The sequence below is a fragment of the Nostoc sp. genome, assembly GCF_036916575.1.
Taxonomy (GTDB): Bacteria; Cyanobacteriota; Cyanobacteriia; order Cyanobacteriales; family Nostocaceae; genus Nostoc.
On sequence record NZ_JBALGC010000137.1, the window covers coordinates 40,875 to 56,483 of the forward strand.

General features: G+C 42.9%; 18 protein-coding genes. 10 read left to right on the forward strand and 8 right to left on the reverse strand.

The window, feature by feature from the left end:
- The first annotated feature begins 214 nt into the window (after nucleotides 1-214).
- Nucleotides 215-2,008, forward strand: coding sequence for an ABC transporter ATP-binding protein (locus V7L29_RS30685; RefSeq protein ID WP_334737860.1), 1,794 nt, complete (start codon nucleotides 215-217; stop codon nucleotides 2,006-2,008).
- 30 nt (nucleotides 2,009-2,038) lie between these two features.
- Here V7L29_RS30685 and V7L29_RS30690 read toward each other — a convergent pair whose 3' ends face one another.
- Nucleotides 2,039-2,350: a hypothetical protein gene (locus V7L29_RS30690; RefSeq protein ID WP_334737861.1), complete on the reverse strand. Its 312-nt coding sequence runs from the start codon at nucleotides 2,348-2,350 to the stop codon at nucleotides 2,039-2,041.
- A gap of 9 nt (nucleotides 2,351-2,359) precedes the next feature.
- Between V7L29_RS30690 and V7L29_RS30695 the strand changes: the two genes are divergently transcribed.
- The 5 genes from V7L29_RS30695 to V7L29_RS30715 all read left to right on the forward strand — a co-directional run bounded on the left by V7L29_RS30695 (nucleotide 2,360) and on the right by V7L29_RS30715 (nucleotide 6,452).
- A complete protein-coding gene (locus V7L29_RS30695) occupies nucleotides 2,360-2,530 on the forward strand; it encodes a hypothetical protein (RefSeq protein WP_334688172.1) in 171 nt (56 codons plus the stop codon).
- Complete coding sequence (locus V7L29_RS30700) at nucleotides 2,523-3,140, forward strand: glutathione S-transferase family protein (RefSeq protein WP_334688173.1); 618 nt, start codon at nucleotides 2,523-2,525, stop codon at nucleotides 3,138-3,140. Before V7L29_RS30695 ends, V7L29_RS30700 begins: the two co-directional genes overlap by 8 nt.
- 519 nt (nucleotides 3,141-3,659) lie before the next feature.
- On the forward strand, nucleotides 3,660-5,453 hold the full coding sequence (locus V7L29_RS30705; RefSeq protein WP_334737862.1) for an ABC transporter ATP-binding protein: 1,794 nt from the start codon (nucleotides 3,660-3,662) through the stop codon (nucleotides 5,451-5,453).
- A 47-nt stretch (nucleotides 5,454-5,500) separates the two neighbouring features.
- Complete coding sequence (locus tag V7L29_RS30710) at nucleotides 5,501-5,755, forward strand: TIGR03643 family protein (protein WP_334688175.1); 255 nt, start codon at nucleotides 5,501-5,503, stop codon at nucleotides 5,753-5,755.
- 163 nt (nucleotides 5,756-5,918) lie between these two features.
- Nucleotides 5,919-6,452 carry a dihydrofolate reductase family protein gene (locus tag V7L29_RS30715; RefSeq protein WP_334737863.1) on the forward strand — a complete coding sequence of 178 codons (534 nt, stop codon included), beginning with the start codon at nucleotides 5,919-5,921 and terminating at the stop codon, nucleotides 6,450-6,452.
- Nucleotides 6,453-6,596: 144 nt separating this feature from the next.
- Here V7L29_RS30715 and trxA read toward each other — a convergent pair whose 3' ends face one another.
- Nucleotides 6,597-6,950, reverse strand: coding sequence for a thioredoxin (gene trxA / locus V7L29_RS30720; protein ID WP_334688177.1), 354 nt, complete (start codon nucleotides 6,948-6,950; stop codon nucleotides 6,597-6,599).
- A 239-nt stretch (nucleotides 6,951-7,189) separates the two neighbouring features.
- The gene (locus V7L29_RS30725) at nucleotides 7,190-7,498 is read right to left on the reverse strand and encodes a hypothetical protein (RefSeq protein ID WP_334688182.1); all 309 of its coding nucleotides are present in this window, start codon (nucleotides 7,496-7,498) and stop codon (nucleotides 7,190-7,192) included.
- A 464-nt stretch (nucleotides 7,499-7,962) separates the two neighbouring features.
- On the opposite strand from V7L29_RS30725, the gene V7L29_RS30730 reads away from it, so the two are divergent.
- Entirely contained in the window at nucleotides 7,963-8,172 is a 210-nt protein-coding gene (locus V7L29_RS30730) for a hypothetical protein (protein ID WP_334688178.1), read from the forward strand.
- A 172-nt stretch (nucleotides 8,173-8,344) separates the two neighbouring features.
- Here the strand turns inward: V7L29_RS30730 and V7L29_RS30735 are convergent, their stop codons facing one another.
- On the reverse strand, nucleotides 8,345-9,667 hold the full coding sequence (locus V7L29_RS30735; protein WP_334737864.1) for a hypothetical protein: 1,323 nt from the start codon (nucleotides 9,665-9,667) through the stop codon (nucleotides 8,345-8,347).
- 306 nt (nucleotides 9,668-9,973) lie between these two features.
- Here V7L29_RS30735 and V7L29_RS30740 point away from each other — a divergent pair, with 306 nt between their 5' ends.
- Nucleotides 9,974-10,123, forward strand: a complete 150-nt coding sequence (locus tag V7L29_RS30740) for a hypothetical protein (protein WP_334737865.1) — start codon at nucleotides 9,974-9,976, stop codon at nucleotides 10,121-10,123.
- Between the two features lie 1,279 nt (nucleotides 10,124-11,402).
- On the opposite strand, the gene V7L29_RS30745 is transcribed toward V7L29_RS30740, so the two are convergent.
- Nucleotides 11,403-11,726, reverse strand: a complete 324-nt coding sequence (locus V7L29_RS30745) for a hypothetical protein (RefSeq protein WP_334737866.1) — start codon at nucleotides 11,724-11,726, stop codon at nucleotides 11,403-11,405.
- Between the two features lie 581 nt (nucleotides 11,727-12,307).
- Here V7L29_RS30745 and V7L29_RS30750 point away from each other — a divergent pair.
- Both V7L29_RS30750 and mltA read left to right on the forward strand, forming a co-directional pair.
- The gene (locus V7L29_RS30750; RefSeq protein WP_334737867.1) at nucleotides 12,308-12,562 is read left to right on the forward strand and encodes a hypothetical protein; all 255 of its coding nucleotides are present in this window, start codon (nucleotides 12,308-12,310) and stop codon (nucleotides 12,560-12,562) included.
- Nucleotides 12,563-12,565: 3 nt separating this feature from the next.
- Nucleotides 12,566-13,825, forward strand: a complete 1,260-nt coding sequence (gene mltA, locus V7L29_RS30755; protein WP_334693653.1) for a murein transglycosylase A — start codon at nucleotides 12,566-12,568, stop codon at nucleotides 13,823-13,825.
- Here the strand turns inward: mltA and V7L29_RS30760 are convergent.
- From V7L29_RS30760 to V7L29_RS30770, 3 genes are all read right to left on the reverse strand, one after another.
- Nucleotides 13,815-13,937, reverse strand: coding sequence for a hypothetical protein (locus V7L29_RS30760; protein WP_334737868.1), 123 nt, complete (start codon nucleotides 13,935-13,937; stop codon nucleotides 13,815-13,817). The two genes, mltA and V7L29_RS30760, sit on opposite strands and share 11 nt — an antisense overlap.
- A 22-nt stretch (nucleotides 13,938-13,959) precedes the next feature.
- Nucleotides 13,960-14,829: a DUF5895 domain-containing protein gene (locus tag V7L29_RS30765; protein ID WP_334693650.1), complete on the reverse strand. Its 870-nt coding sequence runs from the start codon at nucleotides 14,827-14,829 to the stop codon at nucleotides 13,960-13,962.
- A gap of 307 nt (nucleotides 14,830-15,136) precedes the next feature.
- On the reverse strand, nucleotides 15,137-15,609 hold a 473-nt coding region (locus V7L29_RS30770), incomplete at its 5' end, for an HAD hydrolase-like protein (protein WP_334737869.1).

Genomic DNA, 15,609 nt, shown 5'->3' on the forward strand with positions numbered 1-15,609 from the left:
TCCCGAATCCGATTTGATTTTTGAAAAAATCTAAGTATATGTAGGGTGCGTTAGGACAAAATCCGTAACGCACCAAAGCCTTTGGACGGTGGCGTACTTTCATCTAACACACCCTACGTATATTTCAAAAATCAAATATGACTGCTATATCTTTCAATTGGTTTTTTACATCAAAGTACGAGATAATTTTCCAAAGATACAAGGGTAAATACCATTGGTTCAGCAACCAGAACTCCAGGAAACTTCGTCGATACAGTCAACCCAGCGCGTGCTTAAAAGTTTAAGCACTTACCGATGGACTTCGCTGGGAGCATTGGTCAGCCTATTGTTGTTGACGATCGCAAACACAGTTACCCCGCAACTATTTCGGTGGGGAATTGATCAGGGGATCATCAAACAAAACCTCCAAATTGTGCTATACAGCGCCGCCTGGATGGTAGTCGCGGCGATCGCTCGTGGTATATTTAACTTTGGACAAAGCTATTTAGCAGAAGCCGTATCTCAGGGTGTAGCCTATGACCTGCGAAACAAAATTTTCAGCCAGATTCAAAATCTTAGTTTCAGCTATCATGACCAGGCGCCGACTTCCCAACTGTTAACCCGTGTCACCAGCGACATTGAGCAGATCCGTACCTTTGTTGGTACTAGCTTGATTCAGGTCGTCGGTTCAGTTGTGACATTGGTGAGTATTTCGGTGATTTTGCTAGTGATGAACTGGCGACTGGCGCTGATTACGCTGACAGTAGTACCCCTAGCCGGATGGGTGATGGCGCGATTCATTACCCGAAATAACAAACTTTTTCGGCAAATACAAGAGCAACTGAGCGACCTCAATGCTGTATTGCAAGAGAACTTGCTAGGAATACGGGTGGTGAAAGCCTTTGTGCGGGAATCAACCGAAAGGTCGCGTTACACGACCATGAATGATGCCCTAATCAAGGCAAACATGAAGACCATTAGCGCCATTCGTAATACCTTCCCGTTGATCTTTTTGCTGAGTAATTTGGTAACACTGGCAGTTTTCGGCTACGGGGGAGCACAGGTAATTGGGCGCAGATTTTCCATTGGCGAACTGGTGGCGTTTAACTCTTACCTAGCGTTGATTTTGCAACCTATTTTGTTGATTGGATTTGCTGCCCCGGCGATCGCTCAATCAGCTGCTTCTGCCGAACGAGTTTATGAAGTTGTAGATGCGGAGATAGAAATTCGTGATCGCCCCGGTGCTATACCATTTGACAACTGCTGTGGTAGAATCACCTTTGAAAATGTTTCCTTTCGCTATCCAGGAGCGACAACCGAAACTCTCAAAGAGGTTTCCTTTGAAACCAAGCCTAACGAACTGATCGCCGTTCTAGGGATGACTGCTTCCGGAAAAAGCACAATTATGAACTTAATTCCTCGCTTTTACGATGTCACAGGGGGAGCGGTTCGCATTGACGGACGGGATGTAACAAGTTTCACACTAAAAAGCCTCAGATCACGTATTGGCATTGTATTTCAGGAAACCACCCTCTTCTCTGGTACAATCCGCGAAAATATTGCCTATGCAAAACCCGATGCAACCCTAGAGCAGGTGATTGAGGTTGCAAAAACCGCACAAATCCACGATTTTATTACTAGTCTGCCTGATCGCTATGAGACGATTGTGGGTGAACGGGGCGTGGGCTTGTCTGGTGGACAAAAACAACGAATTGCGATCGCTCGTACCTTACTGACCGATTACTGCATTCTGATTTTGGACGATAGTACCTCGGCTGTGGACGCCAAAACCGCTGCTCAGATTCAAGCCGAACTAGATGGCTTAATGCGCCAAAAAGTTTGTACAACTTTTGTAGTAGCTCAACGCATTAGCACCGTCAAGAATGCTGATCGGATTTTTCTCATAGATAAAGGACGATTGGTGGCACAAGGCACTCATGAGGAATTGATGCAAACTAGCCCGCTCTACGGTGTGATTTTGGAATCTCAGGTAAAGCCGAAGGAGAAAAATCATCCCAAATTAGCATAATTAGTCTGGCTGAAAATTTTGATCATAGGCTTACGGTCTTGATAATGCAGCAATTTTTCTAACAACACTTAAGAAAGCTTGCAATACCGAAGATTCGCTATTCTTTCGCCATACAATCGCCAACGCAACTTCTGATGAAGCAGGCTGCAACTCACGATACACCAAGCCCGATCGCACTTTTACTTTAAACTGTGCCGTTAGAAGATGGGCTTCTGAACAGTGCCAAAACCATAGGTCTTTATTGATATTAAACGATGAAAAATCTATACCTTTAGGGTAGTGCTGCTGCTGAGTTGAATCACTAAAAATAATTACAAAGTCCAAAAAGTCCAATTGATCCAAGGAATTCCCATGATTACACCAGATAGCCAAAATGCCTTCTATGAAGCGTTAACTCCCGATAATGCAGCCATGCTGCTGATTGATCATCAGGCTGGACTTTTCTTAAAAGTTCAGAGTATGAATCAGCAAGTGCTAAAAAATAATACGATTGCTCTGGCAAAAGAGGAACATCATGATTAAACTGTTTTACGCTCCAGGAACTTGCGCTCTTGCGCCTCACATTGTTCTCGAGTGGCTCGGTGAACCCTACGAGTTGCAGAAAGTTAAGCCAAGCGACCCAGAGTATCTCCAGATCAATCCCTTAGGACAAGTTCCAGCGATGATCGATGGCGACGGTAGCGTGATGAATCAAGCGGATGCACTGCTGAAATATCTGGCTCACAAATACCCAAATGCCAAGCTTGGCGACGATGGTACTCTGCAAGATGCTTACGAACTTGATCGCTGGTTGGCATTTCTCACAGGCGATGTCCATCCAGCCTTTGCTCCGTTCTTTGTTCCGCAGCGTTACACAACTGATGGTAGCGAGACAATTCGACAGACCGTCAAGGAAGCGTCTTATCGGCTGATTGATCGCGTCTATCAGCATTTAGATAAGCATTTAGATGGCAAAACTCATTTGGTCGGTAACCGTCGCACGATCGCTGACCCTTATGCGTTTGCGATGACGCGCTGGGGCAACTCTTTACCCAAACCGCTGTCCGATTATCCCAACCTCTACCGCTTCTATCAGCAACTTTGCGAAGACGCAGGCGTACAACGGGCAATGGAACAACAGGGCATTAATTAATGTTTATTTCGAGAAAGTTTTATCCTGGGAAAGCAACTTCAAAAGTAACCAAATCGTAAATTATAATAAAGACTTTTAATCTCTTCAAGTAACGCTTGATAACTCTCGAAAAGAAGCTATGCCGTTGGTGCAGCCTCTCGTAGAGAAGACTTTACGCTGTGCTAACAGCAGTCGCTCATGGGGAAAACCCCCTACAGCCCTACGGGCATCCTACGGCAGGTGCTAGCCTCTCCCTTTGGGAGAACACCCTTAAGAGTGACCCTCAAATACTCGCTACCGCTACGTCCCTTGGGCGTCTCATAAAGCCTGCGGCATAGCTACGCTTAGGGGACAGCCTCTCGTCGAGAAGAGAAGACAGCCAGTCGCATCTCCCTTGGCGCTAGCCTCTTCTTTTGGGAGAGGCTAGCGCCAAGGCAACAAGTCAGGAAACCCGCCCTTCGCGCCTGGCTCACCGCCCTGCTGACGCTCGAAGACTCGCTACCGCTTCGCTAACACCAAAATCTAAAATCCAAAATTTTTATGAGAGGCACAGTTCCCGTTGTTGCATCTGAAGAAAAAACAAGTCAGCAACTCTCCACCCTGCGACGCTTTTTGCAATACGTTCTACTCTATCGCAAAGAAATTCCCATCGCGCTGACATTAGTATTTATTGGTGCCGTAACTCAGGCAATTGGGCCGTTTTTTATCGGCTGGTCGATTGATCACCTGATTGCACAAGGGAATTTGCAAGGACTGCTAATGTTATTAGGGCTACTAGCGTTGAACTATGGGCTTGGTGTCTTGGCAATTCGGGGTCAAATTATTCGAGTCGGCTGGATTATGCAGCGATTGCTGGCTCAACTGAGGCAAGACATTTTCATTAAAATCCAAAGTCTGCCACTTAGCTTTTTTGACCGCAGCGAAGCAGGTGATTTAATGAGCCGCCTGCTGAATGATGTTAATACTGTAAATCAGGCATTTGGATTAACGATCGCCCAAATGCTAGGCAACACTTTCAGTTTGGTCGGCATAATCATTGCTATGCTCTCAATCAACCTGCAACTCGGTTTGTTGAGCAACCTGGTTGTGCCACTGATGATTTTTACCACAAGCTTGTTTGCACGTTGGGCAAGAGCCAGGTTTCGCGTTACCCGACAAACTATTGGGGAGCTTTCCGCCAAGTTGGAAGAAGATATTGTCAGCGTGCGAGAAGCACAGGCATTTAATCGTGTACAGATGAACATCGCAGAATTTGACATTCTTAACGCCGCCAATAGAGATGCCAACGTCCAAGCTGTGATAATTACTTCGGCCTTTTTGCCCTCCATCGATTTTCTCAACACACTAGCAACCGCAGGCGTGCTAGCTTATGGTGGCTATCTTGCAGTCACCAAAGCTGCAACAGTGGGTGTAGTGACATCCTTTTTACTTTACGTCCAGCAGTTTTTCCGCCCTATCCAGATTCTCAGCCAGTTTTACACCCAAGCTCAATCTGCCTTCGCCGGATTAGATCGGATCTTTCTATTGCTAGATGAACCGTCAGAACTCAAAGACGCACCCGATGCAACAGAAATGCCACCTATTCAGGGTGAGGTGACATTCGAGAATGTCAAGTTTGGTTACAACCCAGATCAACTGGTTCTCAAAGGGGTGAATTTGCACGCTGATCCAGGGCAGATGGTTGCGTTAGTAGGGCCGACCGGTTCGGGAAAAAGTACAATCATTAACTTGATTTTGCGCTTCTACGATGTATCTGGCGGTGCAGTGAAAATTGATGATATTGATGTGCGTAGTGTTACTCAAGCAAGTCTGCGGCGTCAAATTGGCATCGTCCTGCAAGACAATATTCTGTTCAGCGGCACCGTCGCCGAAAACATTGCTTTTGGCGCTCCTTACACTACCCAAGCTGATATCGAAGCGGCTGCACAGATGGCAAATGTGCATGAGTTCATTACCTCACTGCCACAGGGCTATACAACTCAATTGGGTGAACGAGGCGCTCCCCTGAGCCAAGGACAGCGACAACTAATCAGTATTGCTCGTGCGGTGTTGATCAACCCGCAAATTCTGATTCTTGATGAAGCAACCAGCAGCATCGATACCCGCACAGAAGCGCTAGTACAAAGTGCGATCGCCCGCTTGCTGCAAGGTCGTACCAGCTTCGTGATTGCCCACCGCCTCAGTACAGTTACTCAGGCAGATCAGGTATTAGTAATTCAGCAGGGACAAATTGTAGAGCAGGGTACTCACGCCGAACTGATCAATCAGCAAGGTGTCTATGCCAACCTCTATGCCCTGCAACTGGGTGTAGCAGACAATGGTTCTTCAAAATGAAAAGTAAAATATATATAGCTCGAATTTATCAATTGCCAGCAAAAAGAATGAAGCTACCTAACTTCGATTCACAAACTATTGATCGCATTATTGAAATGGCATGGGAAGATAGAACATCTTTTGATGCCATTGAGGCTCAGTTTGGGCTGCTGGAGAAACAGGTAATTGCCTTAATGAGGCGCCAAATGAAGGAATCTAGTTTCCAGATGTGGCGAGAGCGAGTCACCAAACGCGATACAAAGCATTTATCTAAGCGAGAATTTCTTGTAGGTCGGTTTAAATCGCACAATCAAAAAACGTAAGTAAGTGGGTGAGCGTAGGCGTAGCCCGTCGTAGACATCGCTCTTTGTGATGTGTTCAATTAAAATATCGTCCAGAACCATCAGAGGCTAAAATACCTGAGAAGGAATAAGCCTACGAACGCTCGTACCAGTTGAGTGAAAACTACCAAATTCACCAAGCACAATGACGAAAGTTATACTATATATCGCAGCTAGTTTGGACGGCTACATTGCTCGCAGTGATGGAGAAATTGATTGGCTATCAATCCTAGATACAGAAGGAGAAGACTACGGCTACACAGCTTTCTTTGAATCGATTGATGCTATTGTCTTGGGTAGCAAGACATATGAGGTAGGGCTTAGTTTCGATGAATGGCCTTATCCGGAGAAAAAATCCTTCGTTTTCACACAGCGCTATCTCAAATCTGACCGCGAGGACATTGTGTTTGTTTCTGACACAGTAGAACAAGCGTTAGCAAATCTAGAAGCTCAAGGTTTTGAAAACATCTGGCTAGTTGGTGGCGGAGCATTAATCAATTCGTTTCTTCAGCACAGCTTGATTGACGAATATATTATTTCAACTATTCCAATTATTTTAGGTGGCGGTATACACCTTTTCCCACCGTCTAGTCCTGAAGAGAAATTGGAGCTGATTAACTCAATACAATATCCTACTGGTTTACTCCAAGCACATTATAGGCGAAAAGGAAATGTTTAAAAATTTATAATTGTGCTTCAAGTGGTGAGAAGTCCGAGGGTCGGCTTTGGAGGCTCGGAACTTCAAGCAATTTAAACTCTACCTAAAACGTCACTGCCGTTATTAGGCATCGGGTATAAACCCTTTTTAATTAAGAATTATGAATTAAGTTGAAACACCCTCAAGAAGCTTTTGAACAGCGCTGCTGAAGTCTTCGTAAGGAGAAACTCCCACAATGGTTTCTGCTAAAGTACCATCTTTGAAAATTAAAACCGCTGGAATACTGCGAAGACCAAATTTTTTGAAAATCGGCTTGTTGCTGTCAACGTCTACCTTAACGACTTTGGCGCGACCTTTGTATTCCTGGGCGAGTTGATCCATTAACGGACTGATCAGGCGACAGGGGCCACACCAAGTAGCAGTAAAATCAACAACAACGACTTTCTCTTCACTTTCAGTTAAAACAGCGTCAAATTCGCTTTCTTGAATGTAAGCAACTATGTCAGTATCAGTAGACATTTTTTAATTCCTTAGTGTCAAACTCAAATTTCAGCAAAAAGCTAACTATACAAACTATACTCCCTTCTGAGTGTCAGATTCAGCACTCACCTACATTGAGAAACCGCCGCAACTGAGTTTTGCCCAGTTGCGTGGATTTAATAACCTATAACTTTCTTACGTAGGGTGCGTCATGCGATCGCGATCGCACCCTACTAACTAACCTCATCCAAAAACCCATGCCTTCAAGGCGTAGCAGCTTAGTCATTCTCTTGATCAAACAGTTCTAACAACCCAATTGTGCCTACAAAAAAAGTATAAGTAGCATATTGTATTGGCATCTTTTTTCCTGAATGTGCATAAAAAGCTGCTATAATGCTTTCGATAAAATGGCTTGTCATGGCAAAACGCTCAATCCAAAAAATTGGATTAAGGCTGCTTGGTACATTCCTATTAGTTAGGAATGCATAAATATTCCACGATTCTAATCCAATTGCGCTTGTTATAAGCACTGTAGATATAATTTTTACTAAGGGAAAAATGTTTCTCTTTATAAACTTTAAGTTCATACCATAAAAAAAATTGTTTAACATATCAACAAGACTCCGTGAAGTAACAGACAAGTTAATGTATGTTATCTAAAATTTCGCCTAAGTCAACCAATCTTATATCATGATTTCTATTTTTCTAAAAGCCTGTAAAAATATGGACATGGTGTATTAAGCCAATATTTCCAAACTATTAAGATTGGATCTGTGAAAAAACCTATGCAGTTTTCTTGTTTGAGGATTTTTCGTTAAAAATCCGCTCCTTACGAGGATTTAGCAAAATAGCATTGAGCGTCTGATTTAATACCTCAAAGACCCGAAAAAATAGAAACTAAACTACTCAGGCAAGAATAAACGCTATCCCCGGAAACACTACGAGTAATGGAGGTTAAATCACCAGATATTTAAAAAATGAGAGAAGTGTGGAATAATACATAGGTGGTAAATTTAATTGCACTCTAGAGATTAATAAGAAATGTAAAGCTATGATTGCTCAACATTACAATTCAATTCATGTTGAAAACAACTTGCTTAAACAAATCAAAATTAAAGAAAATCAGCTAAAAATTGCACAAGAATCTAATATGCTCTATGTAGCAGAAGCATTACAGAATGAATTATTAAAGTTACAGTCTCAATTATCAGAGCCGCAAGATGTTGAAATTCAAGCGTTGATGAGTTTATTAGACGATTAAGATTGTAAATTTGTGTTGTAAAGTTTGTTCAAAACACAAAAACTCTGTTAATAGAAAGCAGAGCATAATGATTCTGATGCCTGAGGGTGTGGTTTAGATGCCATTTTTTCCCTGAATGCTGTGAACTATAGTTGGACTACCCTAACCGCCCCTCATGGCAGGCTCACTACTTTTACCGCAACTGAGGTCGCTTCGATTGTTGTCGTATAAACCTTAGTTGGTTAGGAAGGGCATCTCCACCCACTTCTGGGAAGCTAAATGGTACAGGTCCATCTAACAGGATAAAACTGAAGTCTGCGCCTTTATTTGTTGCATTGCCATGACAACCCATGCAGCCTCCCATGTTAAATTGTTTACCTTGGTGGACGACATTCGCATACTGATTTTTGGGACCGAAAGCAAATCCTGGGATCTGATTTTTATAAGCAAAGTCGGTAATTAAATTCTCATTTGTGTTCTTGAACTGTCCACTGAATAACTGCAAGTTTAAATCAGTCTCTACCACCTCGTTAGCTAGGTAGTAGTTGGCGACATCCGAACCAGTGTAGGGCTTACCAGGAGCATTCGCATCCTTAGTCAGAGGAACCCACTGGATATTCACCAGCTTGTAGTTGAGCCAAGGAGATGAGGAAAGACCATGAGCATGAATATAGTTTGAAATCACGGAGTGGGCATATTGATTGACTGCAATGATCTGATCAGGAATTGGGTTGGCGCGCCTGTTAATGCTGATTGGCACTTGAGGCAGCGCCGACGCGCCAAGGATATTCTCATAATAGAGGCGTAGATCGTTTGGAAGATGATTTTCCGGTGCGCCTGGAGGCTTCAATGGATCAAATTTTTGTGTTTGTTTTACATCATCCATCCCGGTGGCAGCTGTCTCGTATATTGCGTTCGGATCAGGATTTCGAGGCTTGGGTGTATCGCTAAAGATTTTGGGGTCAAACGGGTTACTTTTAATAATGCTGGGATTTTTCAACTGACCATTTACGTCCTCAACAGAAGTACCATCTTTTTTGGTAATATTGTCAGCTTGACTAAAGGTGGCGAAGATGAAGTAGGGAGCCGATGGTGTCTTTTGGATAATGTGCAAAGCTCCCATGCCCCAGTCTTTTTCAGATTGTATAAAGCAATAGTTACCCTGTCCCTTAGTAGACGATTGGTTTTTGTAGAAGCGCACAGGGGCAACGTGGAACTTGCTAGTATCTTCATCTGTGTTTAAGTGACGCCAAGCACTCTTGACCTCGAGCGTGTTGTATGGCAAGGAGACAAAGGTAGGATTAGTCGGGTTTGGGATTGGATATTCCTTCGACTTCTGGATTTTATTTATGGTGTTTTGTGTAGCTTGAGAAAAGGAGGTATTCTTGTTTGGAACACGACTATCAAAAGTATTCCATTTTAGATTTTTGACATAGTCGTACTCTTGCTCGTTCGCTTTGGCCAGGTATAAAAATTGCTGTCCTGGGTAATTTGTAGGAGCTTTGCCAGCGTACATGCGATTCAGTCCAATTTCGTCCGCTTCATCTAAGTTAACGAAAGCATTTCTTTGTGGGGCAGCGCCATTGCAGCTATATATCTGACCATCTGTGGTCAGAACCTTTGCAGGATCGTAATAGTAATGCGGTCCACCTCTAGAGGGAGAGCCATTATAGAAAGGTTGGTTGGCTTGGTTGCTATTCCCTGGATAGATTTCTATCTTATTTCGCAGCGTTTCCCATACAAGGGGCTTGTCATCTGAACCGAAAGGTAAATTTGGTTTCGGTTTGCCCGCAAGTCGGGGTCAGCGGGCCAATTGAGGGCAATGAACTCTTTCCAGGCAAAGATGGCAGCCTGCCTCAGAGTGGCCTTTGATGCGGGAGTACCATCAGAGAAAATATCTTTAGGTATATTGCTACTGATGGTGATGCTGTTGGGGTTATTTGCTTCATTCGTCAATGTCCGGGTGGGATAGCCCAGAAGTAAAACGTTAAAGAGTATTATTCCAAATAACACGAATAAAATTCTGATTAGACTTTTTCTTTTCATAGTTCTCCCAAGCCATTGTTGAAATTTACGTATTGACAAAATTTGGATTGTATGGTCATTGCCGTAATAGACATGAATCACCACCTAACACATTTTATGTTCAAATTAAATGCGTTACCTTCATAAGTAGGTGAACAAAAATATTTGCATTCATTGCAAACAATGATGTTATATGATTGATTCTGTTTAACTACTTACTTCAGTACAATCATCTGTACTTTTCAGCACAAAATTAGATGCGCTTACGTTTTCATAAATAAAGACAATATATGCAAACTTGCTAGTTTAAATAGTTGAGCAAAAAAAAGTATCTTTTCTTATAATTTTTTAGCATTTGCTCTTTTGAAAAAAAATTTGCGATTTACTTAACTTGCTCTAGCAGGGGCAGAGCTTCTAGCCAATTATTTCCCTGTGTGCCCTGAAACCTTTTGTCAAATAACAGCCTAAAAGGGTAGTGTACAAAGGCACTCCTGAATAATTGAGGCGGTAATGGAACAGTTAAATAACATAATATCATAACCAGCAGATGACCTGACAATAATCATCTATTGGTTGTCACAAATGCACATCGAAAGTTCGCTCAAATTCCACAAGCGATCGCTATTTTATTCACTTTGATGAACTGCAAAACCCAAGTACCAATTCTGATCAACCTACAAACTGTTAAAATTCTATCCTTGTAAACATGGCTTTTCAGTTGGAATCTTTGATTTCGACTTTATCCAAAATGAACAACTAAGTTTTCTTTATCCGGCAAAAACCCTAGCTTTTTAGCCAAAACCTAGCCTCCTAGCGAGGTTGCCCAACATCAACTTCTTAAGAAGGGTTAGCAGGACTTAGAGGATGTTTGAAAAATGGTGGTTGAGGTATCCAAAACTTGAAATCCTCCTTAAAAAGGAGGACTTTGAGAAGGTTTTCTCCCCTTAAAAAGGGGGACTAGGGAGATATCGGTACAACGATAGACTTTTCAAACAACCTCTTAGACAAAAATCAAGTCCAAATGTAGCCCAAACTAGCGATATTCGCAGTAAATAGTCACGAGCAAGAGTCAGCCAATCAAAAAATCAAAAGACATCGCTGTTGCTTCTCTCTTTTAAAGTGGATGGAAAAAGTGGTTTATTCGACACATTACTTTCGATTTCCGCACTCTTCAGATTACGGAGTTATTTCAAAAATAAAATAAAAGTCCTATAGAATAATAATTATTACTTAGATAAAATGTTAGGGTTTTGCTGGGTCTGTGGTATTTTTATCGGCGGTACTAAATCAATTTTAAGAACAGGTTTAATTGAGCGCAGTTGCCTTTGGCTAAGGATTTTAATTTCTCTCTCAATCGAGTCTTTTCCTTGCCTAAAAAAATCTTGAGAATTATATGGAACCAAGTCACGGGATAAATGTTGAGCTTGTGCTGGAGTAAGACTAGGGAAGGGTTGTTCAGCATTGGCAGAAGTCTGTACAGCTAGGAAAAAAGCTGTTGAAACCACAAAGGGTTTTATTTTTATACATCGGGTGAATATCAGGTTCAACATGATTGATAGATTTGTTGGATGAATGCTGATTCAAACCATCTTGTGTTGGTATGCTTATAATCAAAGTACACTTATTGGCTTGTGAATTACCTCCCACAAATGGGTGAATTAATCAGCTAAACTATCTTGCAAATATCCGGAACTGACTGATCTCATCCAAGGTGCTAAAGAGTAAACAGCCCTCTATGCAAACTACACCCATAAGCACAGTTATGGGTGTAGTTTGCATAGAGATGTGAATATTCTTAATCGCGGCATCGCTAGGATGGGGCACATCCAAAGTAACGCTAATGGACTAGCAACCTCTACTCGAAAAAAGCGAAAGCCTGGTTCAGCATGTAGCTAGATGAAATTAGAATCCCCTCTCTAGCAAGAGGAGAGTGTCAAACAAGAGCTAACGTAAACTTACACTTTTTAAGGAACTGGTTAAAAAATTAGCCGTCTAGAGTGAAGAGTCATTGAGCCAATTGGGCACTTGGCATTTGTTCTCTCTTGCCCCTCTGCTCCCGTATGCTTACCCTTTTCATTCGGGGGTTACGTGGTTAACAATGGGTTGAATGTTTTTGAAATGATTCAACCTTATGGCTAGAACTGCAAATGAATATGCTGTATACCTCCTACTGGAAAGTGGTCACCGGGAAGAAGTACGTTTTCCTACTATTCAAGAGTTTCAGAAGTGGTATAGCGGCGAACTTGTACCAAAGTCTGCTTCTAATGACTTTATTAGCGTGCCGATTAAAAATATTCAAGGGGAGTATATGGTAGTAAGACCCGCTCGGATCGTGGCAATCCGCGTAGAACCCATTTTTAGTTCCAGTGTTGAGAGATTCAACTAAATGATAAGAAAAACCCTTGCTTTGCTTTCCTTAAGTTTGGGAATTGCCGTTGTAAACCCTCTCTGGTCGGCTGTTGCTCAGGTTCCTAACTTATTGCCGTTGCCAATACCGATTACTCCTGATCTCCCACCTTTGCCAATACCAACTACTCCTGAGGTAACGCCACCGCTAAAACCAATTGCTATTGGAACCGATTGTACGCTCCGGCAGACTTGCCTGGGTTGGGATGACCAAATTTGGGGTCAAACAGGTAAAACAGGCGACCGCAATGCGTTGTTGGCTTCCATTGACAACAGTCTGCTTTACTTAACAAAGAATGACGCGATCGCAGCATATCAAAATTATCCAGTTAAGGAAATTACCCTTGATCGCGTCCGCACGAGTTTGCTACGTTTCCGCGAACTGGTTATCGGTTCTAAGTCAGCAGCGCAACTACAAGCCGCTGTCCGCCGTGAGTTTGTCTTCTACCAGTCTGTGGGCAATGATGGCAAGGGTACTGTTAAGTTTACTGCTTACTATGAGCCTGTTTACACCGCTAGCCGTGTCAGGACTTCAATATATAAGTATCCTCTTTATAGGCTACCACCTGATTTCAGCCAATGGCCTAAACCCCACCCAAAACGAATTGATTTGGAAGGGAAGGATGGTTTAAAAGGGAATAAAAGCAAGTTGCACGGTTTAGAACTGCTTTGGTTTCGCGATCGCTTTGACGCATACATGGTACATATCCAAGGTTCTGCCCAAATTAAGTTAACTAATGGCAAAACAACGTCAGTTGGCTATGCAGGTGGAACTGATTACCCGTGGACTAGTATCGGCAAAGAACTAGCCAAAGATGGCAAACTGCCACTAGATGGATTGACACTGCCACGGATGACTGCTTTCTTCCGGCGACGGCCGCAGGAGTTGAGCAATTATCTGCCACGCTGGAAACGATTTATTTTCTTTCAAGAAACTGGTGGTACCGCAGCTACAGGCTGTATTCATGTGCCAGTGACAGCAGAACGTTCTATTGCTACAGATAAGTCTCTCATGCCACCGGGAGCGCTAGCCCTGATTCATAACTCATTTCCCTATCCTGTCAGTGGTGGCAAACTAGAGAGGCGTACTGTCAGCCGCTTTGTGCTAGACCAGGATACAGGAAGCGCCATCAAAGGCCCGGGCCGGGTGGATTATTTCATGGGGTCTGGTAAACTAGCAGGCGATCGCGCTGGCATCACAGGCGGCAATGGTTCACTATATTATTTGCTGCTCAAGGAATAAAGTTAGGAGTAGAGACGCGACGCCAGTCGCTACAACGGGGGGAACCCCCGCAACGCGCTGGCTCATTAATCGCGTCTGTACAGGAGTTAGGAGTTATTAATTCAAAACTCATCACTCCTCACTCCTCACTCTCCCTAATAGGGTGGATAAGCAAAATCATCTTCATCAGCATAAACGTAAGAGTTGGAAACTCCTGCCATTGCCAATTTAGACGTTTCTGATTTTACAGGTTCCTTCCCAAAATCTTTGTATTCTTCAAAAGTCTTGCAAATCATTGCAGACTCAAGAGAATCCGAAGCAATTAAATATTGTGTTAAAGTTCCTACCGTGGGATGTTTGTATTCTACAGTTGAAGCTACCAGAACTGTATTTGGTTCAATACCTCTTTCTTCACACTCAATTATCGGGCAAAAAATCCCGTGAGCGTGGAACAAAGGACCTTTTGGTGTCAACGGTTGCTTGCGGTAAACAGCATAAGCCTTTTCTAGTTCAGCAACGAATCCACTAACTACTTTGCCTTGTTGATATTCGCAGTAGGTTTTGCTGAAACTCGCTCCGGCAGCACCACTAAGAGTTAGTTGTAGTGGTGATTCATGTAAAAACTTTTTATTCTCACCCACTATAAAAATTAGATAGCGAGTAAAGGTTTTAAATTTAAGTTTGTCGGCTAAAAAAGCATCATAATTTTCTTTGAGCGTACCCAGTTTTAGACCACTTTCCCGGTCTTTGACAGACAATGGCCCGCGACGCACTATAACCAAGTGTGGACTAGTGGTAATAAAGACCGTTTCAACTCCAGAGCTAAATTCATGCTCCACTTGCTGCCAATTATCATCTGGTACAAAGCCGACAGCATTGGCATTATCCAGTTTAATCGCCAAACCGTGGGATTGCATACCATCTGTGCCATACCGAGGATTAATCATCTGACACCAGGGGATGACTTGAGAAGGCGGTGCATTGAATTTCTCGTCTTCAAAGTCGAAATTAGCAGATGCTTTCATCGTTTTAGGCTATCAAAGTGTTTTATTGAACAAGTTTATCAGCAGGCACTGATCCTGGGGAGCCAGAAGCAGAGCGTTGGTACGAGCATCAGCAAAAGTCAAAAGTCAAGGCTTCGGCTTCTCTACGAGACGCAGTCTCGGTCACCCGTCCCTTGCGCGTCGCCCTTAAAACAAGGACGAACGTGGCGTCAAACTGACGTAGTAGTTTTTCCAGAGTAAGGCAGAATCAATCTATCTTGCAATCCCTATTTCGTTTTGTAACAACAAATCCTCATCGAAACAATGCTAGGCATTCAGCACTTATTGCTCAGTATTGTTTCGGGTAACTCAAAGCAGCGAGAGTCTTTAAATCAGGCACTTCTAAGTCAGGTTGACTTAGTGCTGATCCTGTGGCGCTAACTCCTTTTTGCTCTGCTCGACGGTTTACCCAGACTGTTGATAGTCCCAGAGATTTAGCTGTAACGATATCGTGATATACACTAGCAGCAACGTGTAATATCTGCTCTAGCGGCAAAGCGATTCTCTCAATAGCCAGTCTGAAGTTGTTTAAGGAGGGTTTGTAGCTTTTTGCCTGTTCTGCTGTGATTATCTGGTCAAATTCAACCTCCAAATGCTTTGCCGAGAAAGCAAAGAGATCGTCATCGACATTTGAGATAATTACCAGCTTAAACTTTTGCTTGAGGGTTTTAAACCTCATCCATCTTGAAAACTGGAGTTTTTCTAGAAAACATATTACTGTGAATAAGTGGGTGTAGAGAATGAAACAGGAATGCTCAAAGT